The organism is Sphingomonas olei (assembly GCF_045369765.1).
Lineage (GTDB): Bacteria > Pseudomonadota > Alphaproteobacteria > Sphingomonadales > Sphingomonadaceae > Sphingomonas > Sphingomonas panaciterrae.
This window is the reverse complement of record NZ_JBIQEU010000001.1, coordinates 173,881-192,220: the sequence shown is the minus strand read 5'-3', so window position 1 is coordinate 192,220 and position 18,340 is coordinate 173,881. Positions and strand designations below refer to the sequence as shown.

Sequence of the window (18,340 nt, the reverse complement as noted above, 5' to 3'; positions counted from 1 at the left end):
CGCATCTCCCAGATGCGGCCGTTTTGCTATGCGGCGCCATCCGCCGCCGGGTCCCAACCTTTCGCCTGCCGACCGCCGCTCAGGTCATCGTTCAACCACAGCACCCGCACCATCACGAACGCCGCGACGGTGAGCGGCCCGCCCAGCAGAACGCCGAGTGGCCCGAACAAGGCGCCGAACAGGAAGATCGCAAAGAGCGTGATAGCCGGCGGGATCGACACCGACTTGCGCATCACCAGCGGCTCTAGGATGTTCCCCTCCGACTGCTGGACGACGAGGTAGAAGCCCGCGGTCAGCGCAGCGGTCTCAATCCCCATGGTCAGTGCAATCAGCACCCCGGGGATGGCGGCGGCAATCGGCCCGATCAGCGGCACGAACTCGAGCAGCCCGGCGATCAGTCCCAGGGCGAAGGCGGACGGCACGCCGATCACCGACAGGCCGACGCCCGTCACGACCCCGACCAGCAGCATCAGCAGGATCTGTCCGATCAGCCACGCGCGCAGCGAATCGCCTGTCTGATCGATCGCCCGGGTCGCGCGCCGCTGCGCGCTCGCCGGCAGCAGCCGCAGCGCACCGCGGCGATAGGTATCGGGCGACAGCGCGAGATAGATCCCGCCCAGCACGGCCAGCGCGAGGCCGGAAGCGGCGCTGACCACCACGCTGATGACCGACTGCGCGATCGAGGCGATCGTCGCCCCCTCCGGCATGAAGCGATCGACCAGCTGGTCGAGCCGCTCGGCGCCCACCGTATCGACCAGCGTATCCCATGCGCCGGGCAGCATGTTCGCCAATGCGCTGATCTGGGTCGACACTTCCTGCCCGAACAGCGCGACCGCGCCTATCACCACCACGGCGATGATCACGGTGGCGAGCGACAATGCGATGCCGTCTCCCATCGGCATCACCCGTTGCAGTGCGCGGGCAAAGGCCCGCAGGATCACCGCAGTGATGACCGCCGCGAACACCAGCAGCACCGCATCGCGCAACTTCCACACCAGCAGGGCGAGGCTGACGAGGCCGATCGCGACAATGGTCTTCAGGGCGAAATCGGCAATGGCCTCCCGGTCGATCTGCATCCTGTTCCTTGTTTTCGGGTCATTCGACCGACCCTGCGGCCTCGGTCGACCTGGTAAGCGCTTTCCGGATCGATCAACGCCTGTCGTCGCGCGGTGTTGCGGCGACGGGAAACAGCGCGCGCCACGGGGTGTGCTGCGCCGCGCCGGCTGGTACGTTCCCTGCAATGCGCCGTCGCCCGCTTCTCATCCTGGTTGCCGTGGTGCTGGCGCTGGCCGCCTATCCGCTCGCCGGGCTGCTCGGGGGCGCGCTTCCCGCCAACCGCGACTGGGTAGCTCCCCCGCAGGGCATCACCCTCTATGTCGAATCCAATGGCATCCACACCGGCATCATTATGCCCAAGGTGGCCGCCGGGGTGGACTGGCGCCGGTATTTCCCGGCGCGTGACCTGCGCGATCCGCGCTTTGCCGCTTACGATCACGTATCGGTCGGCTGGGGGGAGCATGACTTCTACCTTGAGACGCCGACCTGGGCCGATCTGCGCCCCGGCGTCGTCGTGGCCGCGGCGATCGGCAGCAATCGCACCCTGGTCCATGTCGATCACCTGCCGGCCCCGTCGCCGACGGGAGAGGCACGCCGGCTGGTCGTGACGCCCGCGCAATACCGCCGGCTCGCCGCCTTCATCCAGGCGTCGCTGGTTCCGGGCGGGGCGCATTATCCCGGCTATTTCGGCAATGACGCCTTCTACGAGGCGCGCGGCCGCTACGACGCCATCCACACCTGCAACGCCTGGGTGGGGGAGGCGCTTCGCTTCGCCGGCGTCAGGGTGGGGCGCTGGACGCCATTCCCCGCCACCGTGATGTGGTGGTTCCCTCGACACGACTAAGGCAAGGCCCGGATTGTCCTCGCCGTTTTTCGCGGTAAACGGTTACATGTTCTCGGAGGGGATTTTTCATGGCTTTCGCTCACGGCGCGACGACCAGCAACAGCGCTGATCCGTCGCCCGATACGGGGGACGGCGCGCACGTCGATGCGCCGGACCTGCGCTGGTTCGTCTTTGCGCTGTTTTTCATCTTTGGCGGCATCACCAGCCTCAATGACATCATCATGCCCAAGCTGCAGGAGCTGTTCACGCTCAGCCATGCGCAGGCAAATCTGGTAAACTCGGCGTTCTTCCTCGCCTATCTGCTGTTCTCGCTGCCCGCCGCCGCGATCGTTCGTCGTGCCGGCTACATGCGCACTGCCTCGATCGGCCTCGTCACGATGACGGTGGGCTGCCTGTTGTTCATCCCGGCGTCCAGCTCGGCGACGTTCGGCATGTTCCTGCTCGCGCTCTTCGTGCTCGGCGCCGGCATCACGGTGGTGCAGGTCGTCGCGAACCCGCTCATCTCGCTGCTCGGTCCGGCACGCACCGCGCATAGCCGCCTGACGTTTGCGCAGGCGTTCAACTCGCTCGGCACGACCATCTTCCCGCGCGTCGGCTCGACGCTGATCCTCGGCGGTCTCGCCGGCGTCAGCGCCGCGACGTTGAGCGGCCCCGCCCTCGACGCCTACCGCATCGAGGCGTCGCGGACGATCGTCCACACCTATATCGGCCTCGCCGTTGCGCTGCTGGTCATTGCTGCTGTCGTGTGGACGCGCCGCAACCGGCTGCAGGAGGAGCAGGAGCAGACCGGCTCGATCTTCCACGCGCTGACGCTCCTGTCACGCCCGCGCTTCGCGTTCGGCGTGCTGTGCATCTTCCTCTACGTCGGTGCGGAGGTCGCGATCGGGTCGAACCTCGTCGTCTATCTGGCGCAGCCGGACGTGTGGAACGTGCCGCTCAACATCGCCGGCAATTACGTGCCCTTCTACTGGGGTGGCGCGCTGCTCGGCCGCTTCATCGGCTCGGCCGTGCTGCGGCTTGTCTCGCCGGGCAAGGTGCTCGCATTCGCCGGCACCGGCGCGATCGCGCTGCTCGCTTTCTCCGCCAACACCACCGGCACCGCCGCTGGCTGGGCGCTTATCGCGGTTGGCCTGACCAATTCGATCATGTTCCCCACGATCTTCAGCCTCGCCTCCGAAGGCCTCGGGCGGCGCGCGGCAGAGGGGTCGGGCGTCATCGCCACCGCGATCGTCGGTGGTGCGGTCATCCCGCCGCTCTACGGCACCGTAGCGGACATGACGGGCAGCCTCGCCTTCGCGCTCATCCTGCCGGTCGCCTGCTATGCGGTGATCCTGAGCTTCGGCGTCTTCGCCCGCCGCCCCGCCGCGGCCTGACCGTACGGGGAAGGGGGGCGCCGTGGCGCTCCCCGCGGATGGCAGCGCACGCTGCCGCCACGACAAAAGAAAAGGCGCCGGGCAGATTGCCGGGCGCCTTTTTGTTGTGCGGTGCTGTTTGTTGAGTGGGGGCCGGTGAGCTCAGCGCTGGGGATCACCACCCAGCGGGTAGAGCGCGGCGCCGATCTGCCGCCCTTCGCTGCGCAGCACACCCCACGCCTTTGCCGCGGCGCGGCTGTCCATCGCCTCTACCCCGATCCCCCGAGCGTCCAGCGCATCGACCAGTGCACGCGGCGGACGCGCCAGCGTGTCGCCGGTGCCGATCAGGATGAACTCGGGCGCCGGCTCCAGGATCGGCGCCAGCGCTTCCTCGGTCAATTCCGCCAGCGGCGGGGGAGTCCAGGCCTCGGCGGCAGAGACCGTCAGCAACGCCGCGCTGAGGACGGTCGTCTCGTCGAGCCGGAATCCCGCCGCCGACAGGCCACGCACGATCGGCCCGCCCGCGTCACGCTCCCGGCTCATCTTCATGCGCTGGTCACTCGGCGCGCGGCTCGCGCGGGGCGATCCGCTCGGCATTGTCGATCCCGCCACCGCGCGGCGCGCGCTCGATGGTGGGATCCGAGCGCAGGCCCAGCGTGATCAGCAGCGACGACGACACGTAGATCGACGAATAGGTGCCGACCACGATGCCCAGGATCATCGCCGCGGTGAAGCCGCGCAGCACATGGCCGCCCAGGAACAGCAGCGCGCCCAGCGCCAGCAGGATGGTGACCGACGTCATCACGGTACGCGGCAGCGTCTCGTTGACCGACAGGTTCACGATCTCGCGCATGTCCATCTTGCGATACCGGCGCATGTTCTCGCGGATACGGTCGTCGATGACGATCTTGTCGTTGATCGAATAGCCGACGATGGTCAGCACCGCGGCGACGATGTTGAGGTCGAACTCGAACTGCGTCAGCGCAAAGAAGCCGAGCGTCATCAACAGATCGTGGATGATCGCCGCGATCGTGGACACGCCGAACTGCCATTCGAACCGAACGATGGCGAACAGGCCGATGCCCAGGATCGACAGCACGACCGCCAGGATGCCGTTGCGGATCAGCTCGCCCGAAACCTTGCCGGAAATGGTCGAATAGCGGCTGAACGTCGCGCCGGGGAATGCCTCGGCAATCGCGACTTCCACCTTCTTCACCGCGGCGTTGGTCGCGCCTTCGTCGGCGCCCTCCTGCACGGGCAGGCGGATGGTCAGCGTGCGCGGATCGCCGAACTGCTGCAGCGATGCCTCGCCCAGCCCCTGCGCGTCCACCACGGAGCGCAGCTTGTCGAGATCGGGCGGAGACGCGAACCGCTCCTCGATCATCAGGCCGCCTTCGAAATCGACACCGAAGTTCAGGCCCTTGGCGAAGGTAACGCCGATCGCCAGCACCGACAGGATCAGCGTCAGGCCGAATGCGCAGCTACGCAGGCGGACAAAGTCGAAATTGGTATCGTCGGGGACGAGTTTCAGCAGTTTCATAGTCTCAACCCGCCACCCCGGCCGCAGCCGGGGTTTCCTTGTTGCTGGTACGTGCCGCTGCGGCACGAGACCCCGGCATGTTCCCGGGGCGACGGTCGCTCATCGATCGGCCCCAGGTCATATGTTGATCGTCTTCGGCTTGGCGCGACGCAGCCACTGCGCCGTCAGCATGCGGGTGAAGAGGACGGCGGTGAACACGCTGGTGGCGATGCCGATCAGCAGCACGACCGCGAAGCCCTTCACCGGACCGGAGCCCAGCAGGAACATGATAATGCCGGAAATGGCGTGGGTCATGTTCGCCTCGAAGATCGTGCGGCTGGCTTCCTTGTACCCCAGTTCCACCGACTGGACCACCGATCGCCCGCGCCGCCGCTCTTCGCGGATACGTTCGTTGATCAGCACGTTGGCGTCGACCGCGGTACCGATCGTCAGCACGAAGCCAGCGATGCCCGGCAGCGTCAGCGTACCGCCGATCAGCGCCAGCACGCCGACGATGACGAACACGTTGATGACGACGGCGAGGTTCGCATAGACGCCGAACCGGCCATAGGTGACCAGCATGAAGGCCACGACCAGCGCGACCGCCACGGCGGAGGCGAGGATGCCGGCGCGGATCGATTCGGCGCCCAGGTCCGGCCCGACGGTCGATTCCTCGACCACCTTCAGCGTCACCGGCAGCTTGCCCGACCGCAGCGCGATGGCGAGCGCGTTGGCACTCTCCGTCGTGAAGCTGCCCGAGATCTGTGCGCGGCCGCCCAGGATCGGCTCGTTGATGTTGGGGGCCGAGATCACCTGATTGTCGAGGATGATCGCGAACGGCTTGTTCACGTTCTCGCGCGTCACCTGGGCGAACTTGCGGCCGCCCTGGCTGTCAAAGGTGATGGCGACCTGCGGCTCGTTGGTCTGCTGGCTGAATTCCTGCCGCGCGTCGGTCAGCTGGTCGCCGGTCAGGATCGCCGACCGCTTTACCGCGATGACCGGCAGGCCGGCGGGATTGTTGGGATAGGGCAGGATCTGGCTGCCCGCCGGCGCCTGGCCGCTGGCCAGCTGCTGCGGGGTCGCCGTCTCGTCGACCAGCTTGAACTCGAGCTTCGCGGTCTTGCCCAGCAGGTCCTTCAGCGCCTGCGGGTTCTGCAGGCCCGGCACCTGCACAACGATACGGTTCGATCCCTGGCGGATGATCGTCGGCTCGCGCGTGCCAAGTTCGTCGATACGGCGGCGGACCACTTCGGTCGCGTCGCCCATCGCGGTGTCGATCGCCTGCGTCAGCCCAGCCTGCGTCGGGGTCAGGACGATACGGCTCGAATCGACGACCTGGATGTCCCATTCGCGCTGGCCGGTCAGGCCAACGCCGCCGCCGGTGATCTGGGTCAGCCGCTCGCGCGCCGCGTCCACCTGGCTCGGGTCGCGCAGCAGGAACGACAGGCGCCCGCCGCGGACGGAAATGTCGCCGATCTCGATGCGGGGCCGCTGGCGCCGCATTTCGGTCTGCACCTGCTCGCGCATCGCCTCGAGCCGGCCGGACGCGATGTCGTTCACATCGGCTTCGAGCAGCAGGTAGCTGCCCCCCGCGAGGTCAAGGCCCAGGTTGATCCGCGGGTGCGGGAAGGCACCCCACGAATCGGTGATGCGCTGCGGCAACAGACTGGGGATCGCCAGCGCGACAAGCGCGATGATCGTTGCCCAGATCGAGATGACCTTCCACCGCGGGAAATCGAGCATAAGAGCGGATCGCCTCAGTCGTTCGCGGGCTTGGCGCCGAGCGCCGTCACCTCGGCGAGGGTCGCTTTGACGACCTTCACGCGGGTGTTGGCGGCGATCTCGACCTCGACGAACTGGTCCTCGACCTTGGTCACCTTGCCGACGAGGCCGCCGGCGGTAACGACCGTGTCACCCTTCTTCACCGCCGCGATCGCATTTTGCAGCGTCTTCATGCGGCGCTGCTGCGGTCGGATCATGAGGAAGTAGAAGACGACGAAGACCAGGATGAGCGGCGCCAGGCTGAGAAAGCCTGCCATGCCGCCCTGCGAGGAAGCGCCCGTGGCCGTCTGGGCATAAGCTGGAGAGATGAACATGCCGTCCTTGCGTGCACATGGGTCATGAGGCCCGCAGAACGGACCTCAAGGGAAGCGTGCGCCGCTATCACTGCCACGGCCTTGGCGCAACTCACGCGCGTGGTAAGGAAGCGCGGATAACGAGCGAGAAGGAGAGGTAATGACGATCCTGGTAATGGGTACGATCAAGCTTGGCGCCGGAGAGGGCGCAAAGGCCGCGTCGCTGTTCGCCGATCATGCCGCGGTGGTGAAAACCGAAGAGGGCTGCGAGGAATATAGCTTCGCGTTCGACGCGGCCGATCCCGATCTGGTCCGCGTCGCCGAACGCTGGGCGACTCCGGAGGCGCTGGCCGCGCACGGCCAGGCCGATCATCAAAAGGCATTCGGCCGCGCGCTGCGTGCCCATTCGCCGTCCGCCATGTCGATCGACGCCTGGGACGGGCAGCATTGGCGCCAGCTGATCTGATCACGACTTGCATATCCCGCGCGGCCCGCGTAGGGCCGCGCGTCTCGGTCGGGGCGTAGCGCAGCCTGGTAGCGCATCACACTGGGGGTGTGGGGGTCGCAGGTTCGAATCCTGTCGCCCCGACCAGAGATTTCAAGAAAAATTTGCCACCATCCCCGCGCACTGCGCGGACGGTGGTCGCGTGCCGGCGCATCGTGCGTGGCCGGCCACGTCGAAAGCCGCGGGCGTGTGCGGCCCGTTATCGTACACCAACATCTTGCAAGTGACCTGCTTCTGCCACAGGTGCAGCCTGAGGGGTTGGGGGCAATATCGATGAATGTTCGTGCTGGGCTGCTGCTTGCGGCGTCAATGCTTGTTGCCGGGCCTGCTTATGCACAATCCGACAAGGTCTCTCGTGGTCCCGCTCCCCCCTGGGTGGGCCCATCCGAGTTGTTGCCGATGCCGGCTACCGTCACCGGTCCGTTGATATTCCTGCGTCAGGATGTGCTGGTCCATTTGAGCGACAAGGGCCAGGCGCAATATTTCGGCTACCGCGTGAAGATCCTGGATTCCAGCGCGCTGCAGGTCGGCAATATTGCCATTGCCTGGAACCCGGCCGCCGGAGCCCCGATCGTTCATGGCATCAGCGTGTTGCGCGACGGACAGCTCGTCGACGTTCTGAAGAGCGCCTCTTTCGAAATCCTGCGGCGAGAGGATCAACTCGAAGCGGCAATGCTCGACGGGTTGCTGACGGCCGTGCTTCGCGTCCCTGATCTGCGCGTCGGCGACGAACTGGACGTGCAGTTTACTAGCTTCTCCCGCGATCCGGGGCTCGGGTCGTATGATTCGGGCATGCTGTTGCTGGGGCAGGGGCCGGCCCCCGGCCGCTATCGGCTGCGGTTGAGCTGGGATGCCGGGCACGAGCCGCGGCTCAGGATTGCTCCGGACATGACGTCGGCAATGGTGAAGCAGGAGCGGGCGCTCGAATTCCGGTTCGACAATCCCGCGCTGCTATCGCCGCCGCGCGATGCGCCACCACGCTATCTCTGGCAGCGCGCCGTGGAATACAGCGACTTTGCCGACTGGGCTGCACTGTCGCGTCACTTCGCGCCCATATATGCGAAGGCCGCTACCCTCGCCGCCGACTCTCCGATCAGGCGCGAAGCAGCCCGCATTGCCGCGGCTCACACGCGGCCGGTCGATCGCGCTGCCGCGGCGCTGAAGCTTGTGCAGCAGGGTGTGCGTTACATCTACGTCGGCCTGAATGGCGGTAACGTGATCCCGGCGTCGGCGGACGAAACCTGGAAGCGCCGCTACGGCGACTGCAAGGGCAAGACCGCGCTGCTTCTCGCGCTGCTGGCGGAGCTTGGGATTGAGGCAGAGGCGGTCCTCATCAATGCCGACGGCAACGACGACGGGCTCGATCAACGACTCGCGTTGCCGCAGGTGTTTGATCATGTGCTTGTCCGCGCCCGCATTGACGGCCAGCAAACCTGGCTGGACGGCACCTTGCCCGCGGTTGCCACGCCAAGCGCACAGCCGGTGTTCCCGGTGGGCTGGGTCCTGCCACTCACCCGGGCCGGCAGCGCACTCGAGCAGCTGCCCTGGGGGCCGGCAACAGTGCCCGACACGATCAATCTGTTCGAGATTGACGCGCGAGCCGGCTTCGACACGCCGCCCCGCGTTGTCACGACTGAGATTATCCGCGGCGTGAAGGGACTGCAGAACCAGCTGCAATTCGCCGCCATCAGCGCCCCGCAGCTGCTCGACGGCTTTCGCCAGAATGCGATCGGCGAGTTCTGGCAGACGATCGACGACGTCCAGTGGCGCTATGATCAGAAGGCGGGTGCCAGCGTCCTCACCATTTCCGGCACGGCCAGGATGACCTGGGATGAGGGCGACGGCGGCGGGAAGTCGCTGGCGTTGCCCGGTGGTGGCTTCAGCCCGCCCGATCGCCGCGCTCGTTCGCCGGGGCCAAACCAGAACGCACCTTATTACAGCAAGCCTGAATATATCTGCCACGTCACCACGGTGCGCTTGCCGACATCCACGAAGCCTGAACAATGGTCATCGAAGCCCAGCTACGACAATCGCCTGTTCGGCCGGCATTATCACCGTGCCTGGGAGATGCGCGACGGCGCGATACGGATGATCCGCGGATCGCGCGTCGAGCGGCCGGAGACCGATGCCGCGTCGGCCGAGCGCGACAATGCGCGGATCGCCAAGTTCGACAACAGCATGGGTTGGATCTTCTACGACCCCGCGGGTCGCAAGGCCGCGGTGGGTGAGGGCGAGACCGTGCCCGCGACCTATGATCTCGACTGGACGGCCGACAATGTGCCGTGCGTGTCGCCGGAAAGGCCGCAAACGGGAACGCCGTAGCCGCTCTGCCGGCCCTGGTGTCGACCGACCGGTCGCGCTCTACGCGGCGGCTGTCTGGCCGGGGCCAGACAGCCCGATCCCACCCCAGGCACGGGTGCGCGCCGGCGGCATCGGCCACCGGCGCGCGCATCCTCTCCGCGGACGGCTCCTGTCGGCAGGAGCTCTGGTGCTCAGGAAATCTGGTGCGCGACTTCGGCCAGAGTCAGGCGGGCAAGCGGTTGATTCAGCTCGTTTTCGATGTCCAGGCTGCCCTTCATCGTGGTGATCCCGCGGCGTGCCGGGGTGCGCACCAGCGATCGCGCGGACCGCTGCGCCTGGATCAGCGCGGCGTTGAGATCGGGCAGTTCGAAGCTTTCCGCGCGGCGGGTCATCTGGTCTGGTGTACGGACACGGAAAAAGAAAGTGGGCATGCACATCGAAATGTTCGGCAACGCCGTTGGTTGCTATGTTCAACCCACGTCATCATCATTTTGACAAATCATGTGAAAATGGACGCGCACGGGCCGCGATCCGTGTCCGATTATGGCGGCGGGATGTGCGCCGCGTTGCGCAATATTGCCGGCGCTCAGCGTTCCAGCAGGCGGGGCATCAGCTCAACAAAATTGCACGGCCGATGGCGGCTGTCGAGCTGGTCCTTGAGGATGCCGTCCCACCCGTCCTTCACCGCGCCGGTCGATCCGGGAAGCGCAAAGATATAGGTGCCTCGCGCCACGCAGGCGCAGGCGCGTGACTGGACGGTGGAGGTGCCGATCGTCTGGTAGGACAGCCACCGGAACAGCTCGCCAAAGCCCGGGATCATCTTGTCGGCGACTCGCTCCACCGCCTCGGGCGTCACGTCGCGCCCGGTCACGCCGGTGCCCCCGGTGGTGATGATGCAATCGATCGCCTCGTCCTCGATCCAGGCGTGAAGCTGCGCCACGATCGCATCGGCGTCATCGCGCAGGATCTGCCGCTGCGCCAGCACATGCCCCGCCTCCAGCAGCCGCGCGACCAGCGTATCGCCGGAGCGGTCCTCGGCCAGGCCCCGCGTGTCCGACACCGTCAGCACGGCGATGTTGACGGGAAGGAACGGGCGGTCGGTGTCGATCGGCATGGCGACGGTATCGCCCGTCAGGGCGACGCGATCAACGATAGCGTTGGGCCGCCGCGCGAAAGCGGGGGTTGGCGAAACTGTCCTCGAAGGCGGCGGCATGGTCGGGCGCGGCCGGATCACGCAACATCGCCTTCAGCATGACCAGCGCGCCCACGTCGTTGGCGGCGATCTGCGCCGCGATTGCCGCCCCATCGCCGATCACGTCGACCAGCCCGATGCGCAGCGCCTCGTGCGCGTCGATCGTCGCGGCGGTGAACAGCAGGCGCGCCGCCTGCCCCGGGCCGACCACCGCCAGCAGCCGCGCCAGATCCTCCGCCGGATAGCCGATGCCCAGCCGCGCCGGCGGGATCGCGAAGCTGGCGTCGCTGCTCGCCACCCGCACGTCCGCGGCCAGCATCAGGGCGACGGCAGCGCCATGGCAGCCGCCGTCGATCGCGGCGACCAGCGGCATGGGAAGCGCCGCCAGCGATTCCACCGCCGCGCGGATCGCGAGGCGAAAGGGCGCGCGCAGCTCGGGCGCGTCGGCAAGCCGCGCGGCTTCGCTGAGGTCAGCGCCGGCGGAAAAGATCCCCGGCACGCCCGATCGCAGCAGAACGACCGCCGCCTCGCGCGGGACCGCCGCGGCAACGTCGGCCAGCTCGTGGAAATGCGCCGCCCCCATCGCATTGCGCCGGCCATCGCGGGCGAGGGTGATTCGCGCGATCGCCCCGTCCATCTCAAACCCGATCATGCCAGCCCGCTCGCCATCTGCCACCAGCCGGGCTCGGCGGCGGCAACCGCGGCGGCGGCTTGGTCGCGCTGCGCAACCGTCTCGAACAGCGCGAGGCACGTCGCGCCCGATCCCGACATACGCGCCAGTATCACGCCGGGCTGCGCTGCAAGCACCGCAATGACCCGGTCGATCTCCGGCGCCAGGCTGCGAGCCGCCCGCTCCAGGTCGTTGCGCCCGCCGATCGGGTTCGCCGGGTCCAGCGGCCCGCGGTCGATCCCGTCCCAGGCGGCAAAGACCGCCGCGGTCGACACCGCCACGCCCGGATTGACCAGAAGCACCGGCGCACCGGCCCAGCCATCCAGCGGCGCCAGCGCATCGCCCTTGCCGGTGCCGAAGGCGGTCCGCCCGGCCAGGCAGGCGGGAACGTCGGCGCCCAGTCTGGCAGCGATGGCGATCAGCCGCGGATCATCGGCCGAAACGCCATGCCGCCGCGCCAACGCGCGCAGCGTCGCCGCCGCATCGGCCGAACCCCCGCCGATCCCCGACGCGACGGGCAGGTTCTTTTCCAGGATGATCGCATGGCGCTGCGCGACGCCAAAGGTATCGCGAAAGCCATCGGCGGCGCGCGTCACCAGATTGTCGGCCCAGCCAGCCCGATTCGCCGGCACCGCGTCGGTCGCCGCCAGCGCCAGCGCGCTCGCGAACGGCCCGGTGATGGTGAAGCTGTCGTCCTGCGCGTCTGCGATCGTCACCACGTCGCCGTCGCGGCAGAACACGAACAGCGTCTCCAGATCGTGATAGCCGTCGGGCCGCCGCGCGCGGACGTGAAGCGCAAGGTTCAGCTTCGCCGGCGCCGGCTCCACAATCACATCGCTGGAAATCATTGCTGCGTCGTCGGTCCGTTGGCGATCTTCGCCGCGAGCCGCGCGGACGTTTCGGGTTCCGCGACGACCTGCGCCGCGCGCCATGCGTATCGCGCGTCGACGCGCCTGCCCAGCGTCCAGTAAATGTCGCCGAGATGTTCGTTGACCTCGACGTCCGCGGGGGAGGCCGCCGCCGCGCGCTCGATCAGCGGCAGCGCGCGCTTGCTGTCACCCGCCAGATGATAGGCCCAGCCCAGCGAATCGGTGATCGCGGCATCATTGGGCCTGAGCGCGCTCGCCTTTTCCAGCAGCGCCTGCGCCGGCGCGACCGGCTCGCCATGCACGATCTGCGCATAGCCGAGATAGTTCAGCGCCAGCGGCTCCTCGGGCGCGAGCCGCACCGCTTCCTGCAAGGCGCGGTGCGCGCCGGGCCAGTCGCCCGCTTCGTCCAGCGCGGCGCCATATTGCAGCCACGTCGACCAGTCCGCCTCACCCTTGTCGATCAGCCGGCGATACACGGGCACCGCCTCCGCCGGCCGGTCGGCGGTCATCAACAGGTCGCCATAGCGTTGCAGCGACGCGGGGGTGTTGTCGCGCGCCTCGGCCTCGGCCGCCGCGATCGCCTCGTCGATGCGGTCGGCGCTGGCCAGGATCTGGACGCGGCCGGCCCACGCTGCGTCGCGATAGGGGCTGGTCGGCGGAATGGCCTTCAGCGTCGCGATCGCCCGCGCGGGTTCACCGGCGCGCGACAGCGTATGCGCCAGCAGCAGGCGGGCGCGATCATTGCCGGCATCCGCCATCACCGCCGCCTGCGCCAGCGCGAGCGGCAGCGGGCTGTCGGGCCCGAGGATCAGGTCGCTGGCGATACGCGTGAACAGCGCCGACGCGCCGAATGCCAGCGATGGCTGCGCGCCCGCACCGGGCTGGTCGCGCAGCGCCGCGATCGGTGCCGCGTCCCCGGCCAGCAGCCCGCGTGCCTCCGCCGCCCGCCCGGTACCGATCAGCAGCCGCGCGGCGATGATGCGCAGGTCCTCGCTCGCCTGGCCGGTGCCCAGCATTGCGCTCAGCGTGGTCAGCCCCTCGCGGGTGTTGCCTTGCGCGATCAGGATCAGCGCGCGCGTTTCGCCGGCGAAGCGCCGCGCCACGCTGTCGCTGCGGCCGACCGCCAGCAGGGGCAGGGGGTCCTTGCCGCGCGCGAACGCGGCCCAGGCGGCGAGCGGCGGCGCCATCACCGCGAACTGGCCCTTGCCGATCCGCGCAATCGCGGCGTCGGCGGTGTCGAGGTCCGCATGCGCGGCGGCACTGGCGAGGATCAGCAGGTCGGCGTCGGCGGGGGCGGCGCTGCCCAGCGCCACCGCGGCGTCGAGCGCCAGCTTCAGGTTCCCCGCCTCGATCGCCTCGCGATAGGCGTAGGCGGCGACGCCCTTGTCGCCCGGCGTCGCGGCCAGCGCATCGGCGTAGCGCTGCGCCGCGACCTCGGCCGCGCCCTCGCCATCGGCGGCGCGCGCCTGCAGATAGGCGAGCAGGTCGGGCACGGCGGCATGCGCCGGCGCTGCGGCGACGATCGCCGCAAGCGCCGCCGCTGCCGGCAGCTTACATGTTGGGATAGTTCGGCCCACCGCCGCCCTCGGGCACCACCCAGTTGATGTTCTGCGTCGGGTCCTTGATGTCGCACGTCTTGCAGTGGACGCAATTCTGCGCGTTGATCACGAACTTCGGATCGCCCGTTTCCTCGCCGACGATCTCGTACACGCCCGCCGGGCAGTAACGCTGCGCCGGCTCGTCATACAGCGGCAGGTCGTATTCGACCGGGATGTTCGGGTCCTTCAGCGTCAGGTGGATCGGCTGATCCTCCTCGTGATTGGTGTTCGACAGGAACACCGAGGAGAGGCGATCGAACGTCAGCACGCCGTCGGGCTTGGGATAGTCGATCTTCTTGGCCATGTCCTTGCGCCACAAGGTCTCATGGTCGGCATGCTGCTTCATGGTCAGCGGCCATTTCAGGCCGAAGTTCTCCATCCACATCGCAATGCCGGCGATGCCCGAACCCATGAAATCGCCGAACTTCTTCACCAGCGGCGCGACGTTGCGGACGATCGACAGCTCCTTCTTCACCCACGACGCCTCGAACGCCTCGGGGTAAGCGGTCAGCTCGTCGCCCTGGCGCTGCGACAGGATCGCGTCGACCGCGGCCTCGGCGGCCATCATGCCGCTCTTCATCGAGGTATGCGTGCCCTTGATCCGCGGCACGTTGAGGAAACCGGCGCTGTCGCCGATCAGCGCGCCGCCCGGGAACACCAGCTTCGGGATCGACTGCAATCCGCCGTCGCTGATCGCGCGCGCGCCATAGCTCACCCGCTTGCCGCCCTTCAGCAGCTTCGCGATCTCGGGATGCGTCTTCCAGCGCTGCATTTCCGCGAACGGGAAGACGTAAGGGTTGGAATAGTTCAGCCAGGTGACGAGGCCGATCGAAACCTGCCCGTTCGCCTGGTGATAGATCCAGCCACCGCCATTGGTGTCGCTTTCGCTCAGCGGCCAGCCTTGCGTGTGGATCACCTTGCCCGGCTCGTGCATCGCGGGGTCGATGTCCCACAATTCCTTGATGCCAAGGCCATAGGATTGCGGATCGCAATCGGCGCGCAGGTCGAAAATGCGCATCAGCTCCTTCGACAGATGCCCACGGCACCCCTCGGAGAAGAAGGTGTATTTGGCGTGCAGCTCCAGCCCCGGCTGGTAATCGGGCTTGCGCGTGCCGTCGCGCGCCACGCCCATGTCGCCGGTCGCGACGCCCTTCACGCTGCCGTCCTCGTTGAACAGGATCTCGGCCGCGGCGAAGCCCGGGAAGATCTCGACGCCCAGTTCCTCGGCCTTGCCGGCCAGCCAGCGGCACAGATTGCCCAGGCTCCCGGTATAGGTGCCCTTGTTGTGCATGAACGGCGGGGTCATCAGGTGGGGCAGGTTGAACTTGCCCTGCTTGCTCAGCACCCAGTGGATGTTCTGCGTCACCGGCACTTCGGCCAGCGGGCACCCGTCCTCGCGCCAATTGGGCAGCAGCTCGTCCAGGCTGCGGGGATCGATCACCGCGCCCGACAGGATATGCGCGCCCACTTCGCTGCCCTTTTCGAGCACGCAGACGGACAGGTCGGCTTCCTTCTCGGCGGCGAGCTGTTTCAGGCGGATCGCCGCGCTGAGGCCGGCCGGCCCCGCACCCACGATCACCACGTCATAAGGCATCGACTCGCGTTCGCTCATCATTCTCTCCATTGGCCGGCCCCGATCGTAAGCGAGCGATCGGGCGCGCGCCGGCAACGTCTTGTCCCCATCGGCTGTCGAGCGAATTGACCGCTACGTCAACCGTAACGCTATGAAGCGGCTTATGGGGGCAGATCAGAACACGAATTGGCGATTGGCCGCGGCAAGCGTCCTCGAATGGTGGCAGGACGCGGGCGTCGACATGCTCGTCGGCGACGATCCGTTCGACTGGCTGGGCGGCGAAGAGCCGGTTGCCCTAGCGTCATCGCCACCGGCACAGCCACGCGGTGCGCCGCTCGATCCCCCCGTCACGGCGACATTGCCGGCGACGCTGGAGGAACTGCTCGCCTGGCGCATCGGCACCGCCGCGCCGGAGGCGGGATGGGGCGTGCCGCTGGTCACCGCCACCGGCCCGGCGACCGCCGACCTCATGATCCTGATCGACTGTCCGGAGCGTGACTCGGCCGATTCGCTGCTCGGCGGCATGGCCGGGCGGCTGTTCGACCGGATGCTCGCCGCGATCGGCCGCTCGCGTGACGATGTGCACCTCGCCAGCGTCTGCGCCGCCCGTCCGGCGGCGGGACGGATGCCGCGCGATCTTGAACAGCGGCTGGGCGAGATCGCGCGGCATCACGTCGCGCTGGCCGGTCCGAAGCGGCTTCTGGTGATGGGCGATGCGGCGAGCCGTGCCATCCTGGCGGCGAACGTCATGGAAGCCCGTGGGCGTTTACATGCACTTAACCATAGAGTCTCACAAACGACGGAGGTCGTCGCGAGCTTCCATCCGCGCATGCTGTTGGAGCGGCCCGCGCTCAAGGCCGACGCGTGGAGGGATCTGCAATTGCTGAAAAGGGGACTTGAGTGATGCGGATGCTGCTTGCGGCCGTCTCGGCCGTGGCGCTTGCGCCAACGATGGTCGCGGCTGAACCGGCGCGTCAGGAGGCGCCCGGAAAACCCGTCATTCCGCCGCAGCTCTCGCCGGAGCAGCGCAGCCAGTATCGCGCGGTGTTCGCGGCCATTCGCGAAAGCCGCTGGCAGGACGCGCAGCTTGCGCTCGACGGCATGGCCCCCGGCCCGCTGCACAGCTACGCCCGCGCCGAACTTTACACCGCCAAGGGCTCGCCCCGCGTGGAGCTTGAGCCGCTGGTCCGCCTGCTGACCGAGGCGCCCGAACTGCCCCAGGCCGAATCGCTCGCCCGCCTTGCCCGTGCGCGCGGCGCCGCTGACCTGCCGCCGCTGCCGGTGGCGCAGCGGCTCATCTGGCAGGACGGCGCGCCCACCCGCGTGCGCGCCCGTGCCACGCGCAGCGATGCGATCGCCGCCGATCTCGCCAACAAGATGCAGCCTTATGTGAAGGCGGACATGGGCCGCGCGGCGGAATCGCTGCTTGATTCGACCAGTGGCCTGACGCCGGAGGCGCAGACCGAATGGCAGTCGCGAGTCGCCTGGATCTATTTCCTCCAGGGGCTCGATGGCGATGCCCGCCGCCTCGGCGAAAAGGCTGCGCGCGGGCAGGGCGACTGGGCCACCCATGCACGCTGGACGTCCGCGCTCGCCGCCTGGCGCCAGAATGATTGCGCCGCTGCCGGTGAGGGGTTCGAGGCAGTCTCCGCCCGCGCAGGCGATACCGACATGCGCGCCGCCGGCCTCTATTGGGCCAGCCGCGCCGACATGATGTGCGGCCGCCCCGACCGGGTCGAGGGCCGGCTGAAGAACGCCGCCCAATATAGCGAGACCTTCTACGGCCAGATCGCGCGGCAGTCGCTCGGCATGCAGACTGCCGCCTTCAAGCCGCAGAAGGTGACCAGCGACTGGGCCAATCTGGAACGCCGCCCCAACATCCGCGTCGCCGCCGCGCTGATCGAGATTGGCGAGGACAGCGCCGCCGACCAGGTGATCCGCCAGCAGGCGAAGATCGGCCCCAAGGCGGAATTCGCCAGCCTGGTCCGCGTGACCGAGCAGATGAACCTGCCCGCCAGCGTCGTGTGGCTCGCGCACAATTGCCCGGAAGGCTTCGTCGCCACCGCCGACACGCGCTACCCGACGCCGAACTGGACGCCCGACACCGGCTGGCGTGTCGATAAGGCGCTGGTCTATGCTCACACGCTCCAGGAATCGGGTTTCCGCAACAAGGTGGTGTCGCCCGCCGGCGCCTATGGCCTGATGCAGATCATGCCCGCCGCCGCGACCGATTACATGCGCGAACGCGGGGTTCAGGTGGACAAGGCCGCGCTGACCCGCCCCTCGACCAATATCGACATCGGCCAGCGCCATCTGGAGCGACTGCGCGACATGGGGCTGACGCAGGGCCTGCTGCCAAAGGTGATCGCCGCCTATAACGCCGGCCCGCGCCCGGTCGGCGAATGGAACTCGCTGGTGCGCGATAACGGTGACCCGCTGCTCTACATCGAAAGCATCCCGTATTGGGAAACGCGCGGCTATGTCGTCACCGTGCTGCGCAACTACTGGATGTACGAGGGGCAGACCGGCCGTGACAAATCGGTCAGCCGCGCCGCGCTCGCGCAGGGCATGTGGCCGCGCTTCCCCGGCATGAAGGGTGAACCTGCGGTGCGGATCGCGGCCCGGCCGTCGACCAATACCGTCGCTGTCAATGCCGCGGTTGCGCCGGCCCCGGGCAGCGCCGGCACCAGCCTGCAATAAGCCTTCGCCATGCTGCCGGCGCCTCGATCGGGGCGTCGGTGGCGGCGTGTTGGAAATCTCGCGTTCCACTATTGTTCTTTCGGAAC

The 18,340-nt window shown here is 67.9% G+C and carries 17 protein-coding genes and 1 tRNA gene; 7 read left to right on the top strand and 11 right to left on the bottom strand.

Translation table 11 applies throughout. The features are described from left to right. Positions 1 to 26: 26 nt before the first annotated feature. Positions 27 to 1,076, bottom strand: a complete 1,050-nt coding sequence (locus ACH0BU_RS00995; RefSeq protein WP_500263533.1) for an AI-2E family transporter — start codon at positions 1,074 to 1,076, stop codon at positions 27 to 29. 164 nt (positions 1,077 to 1,240) lie between these two features. Between ACH0BU_RS00995 and ACH0BU_RS00990 the strand changes: the two genes are divergently transcribed. Further along, a complete protein-coding gene (locus ACH0BU_RS00990) occupies positions 1,241 to 1,900 on the top strand; it encodes a TIGR02117 family protein (RefSeq protein ID WP_500263532.1) in 660 nt (219 codons plus the stop codon). Positions 1,901 to 1,968: 68 nt separating this feature from the next. Continuing rightward, complete coding sequence (locus tag ACH0BU_RS00985; protein ID WP_046409268.1) at positions 1,969 to 3,273, top strand: sugar MFS transporter; 1,305 nt, start codon at positions 1,969 to 1,971, stop codon at positions 3,271 to 3,273. Positions 3,274 to 3,414: 141 nt separating this feature from the next. Here the strand turns inward: ACH0BU_RS00985 and ACH0BU_RS00980 are convergent, their stop codons facing one another. From ACH0BU_RS00980 to yajC, 4 genes are all read right to left on the bottom strand, one after another. Beyond that, positions 3,415 to 3,801: an Mth938-like domain-containing protein gene (locus ACH0BU_RS00980; protein ID WP_500263531.1), complete on the bottom strand. Its 387-nt coding sequence runs from the start codon at positions 3,799 to 3,801 to the stop codon at positions 3,415 to 3,417. A gap of 7 nt (positions 3,802 to 3,808) precedes the next feature. Further along, the gene (secF, locus tag ACH0BU_RS00975) at positions 3,809 to 4,792 is read right to left on the bottom strand and encodes a protein translocase subunit SecF (RefSeq protein ID WP_500263530.1); all 984 of its coding nucleotides are present in this window, start codon (positions 4,790 to 4,792) and stop codon (positions 3,809 to 3,811) included. A 117-nt stretch (positions 4,793 to 4,909) separates the two neighbouring features. Next, a complete protein-coding gene (gene secD, locus ACH0BU_RS00970) occupies positions 4,910 to 6,514 on the bottom strand; it encodes a protein translocase subunit SecD (protein ID WP_046409271.1) in 1,605 nt (534 codons plus the stop codon). Positions 6,515 to 6,528: 14 nt separating this feature from the next. Next, complete coding sequence (gene yajC / locus ACH0BU_RS00965) at positions 6,529 to 6,867, bottom strand: preprotein translocase subunit YajC (protein WP_125945455.1); 339 nt, start codon at positions 6,865 to 6,867, stop codon at positions 6,529 to 6,531. Between the two features lie 139 nt (positions 6,868 to 7,006). Between yajC and ACH0BU_RS00960 the strand changes: the two genes are divergently transcribed. The 3 genes from ACH0BU_RS00960 to ACH0BU_RS00950 all read left to right on the top strand — a co-directional run bounded on the left by ACH0BU_RS00960 (position 7,007) and on the right by ACH0BU_RS00950 (position 9,673). Beyond that, entirely contained in the window at positions 7,007 to 7,312 is a 306-nt protein-coding gene (locus ACH0BU_RS00960) for a putative quinol monooxygenase (protein ID WP_500263529.1), read from the top strand. A gap of 49 nt (positions 7,313 to 7,361) precedes the next feature. Continuing rightward, positions 7,362 to 7,438: transfer RNA gene (locus ACH0BU_RS00955), tRNA-Pro, on the top strand. A 312-nt stretch (positions 7,439 to 7,750) separates the two neighbouring features. Next, complete coding sequence (locus tag ACH0BU_RS00950) at positions 7,751 to 9,673, top strand: DUF3857 domain-containing protein (RefSeq protein ID WP_500263528.1); 1,923 nt, start codon at positions 7,751 to 7,753, stop codon at positions 9,671 to 9,673. A gap of 170 nt (positions 9,674 to 9,843) precedes the next feature. Here the strand turns inward: ACH0BU_RS00950 and ACH0BU_RS00945 are convergent, their stop codons facing one another. The 6 genes from ACH0BU_RS00945 to ACH0BU_RS00920 form a co-directional block, all read right to left on the bottom strand. Further along, positions 9,844 to 10,083 (bottom strand): DUF6894 family protein, encoded by a 240-nt coding sequence (locus ACH0BU_RS00945; RefSeq protein WP_046409335.1) that lies wholly within the window; start codon positions 10,081 to 10,083, stop codon positions 9,844 to 9,846. Between the two features lie 155 nt (positions 10,084 to 10,238). Beyond that, entirely contained in the window at positions 10,239 to 10,766 is a 528-nt protein-coding gene (moaB, locus tag ACH0BU_RS00940; RefSeq protein ID WP_500263527.1) for a molybdenum cofactor biosynthesis protein B, read from the bottom strand. Between the two features lie 31 nt (positions 10,767 to 10,797). Then, positions 10,798 to 11,496: an enoyl-CoA hydratase/isomerase family protein gene (locus ACH0BU_RS00935; protein WP_500263526.1), complete on the bottom strand. Its 699-nt coding sequence runs from the start codon at positions 11,494 to 11,496 to the stop codon at positions 10,798 to 10,800. Next, positions 11,493 to 12,362, bottom strand: a complete 870-nt coding sequence (locus ACH0BU_RS00930) for a 4-(cytidine 5'-diphospho)-2-C-methyl-D-erythritol kinase (RefSeq protein ID WP_500263525.1) — start codon at positions 12,360 to 12,362, stop codon at positions 11,493 to 11,495. The genes ACH0BU_RS00935 and ACH0BU_RS00930 overlap by 4 nt, the downstream gene beginning before the upstream one ends. Next, complete coding sequence (locus ACH0BU_RS00925; RefSeq protein ID WP_500263524.1) at positions 12,359 to 13,960, bottom strand: tetratricopeptide repeat protein; 1,602 nt, start codon at positions 13,958 to 13,960, stop codon at positions 12,359 to 12,361. The genes ACH0BU_RS00930 and ACH0BU_RS00925 overlap by 4 nt, the downstream gene beginning before the upstream one ends. Further along, complete coding sequence (locus ACH0BU_RS00920) at positions 13,935 to 15,593, bottom strand: electron transfer flavoprotein-ubiquinone oxidoreductase (RefSeq protein WP_136450640.1); 1,659 nt, start codon at positions 15,591 to 15,593, stop codon at positions 13,935 to 13,937. The genes ACH0BU_RS00925 and ACH0BU_RS00920 overlap by 26 nt, the downstream gene beginning before the upstream one ends. Positions 15,594 to 15,717: 124 nt before the next feature. Here ACH0BU_RS00920 and ACH0BU_RS00915 point away from each other — a divergent pair, with 124 nt between their 5' ends. Beyond that, positions 15,718 to 16,458, top strand: a complete 741-nt coding sequence (locus tag ACH0BU_RS00915) for a uracil-DNA glycosylase (protein WP_500263523.1) — start codon at positions 15,718 to 15,720, stop codon at positions 16,456 to 16,458. Continuing rightward, entirely contained in the window at positions 16,458 to 18,254 is a 1,797-nt protein-coding gene (locus ACH0BU_RS00910) for a lytic transglycosylase domain-containing protein (protein WP_500263522.1), read from the top strand. Before ACH0BU_RS00915 ends, ACH0BU_RS00910 begins: the two co-directional genes overlap by 1 nt. Positions 18,255 to 18,340: the final 86 nt, after the last annotated feature.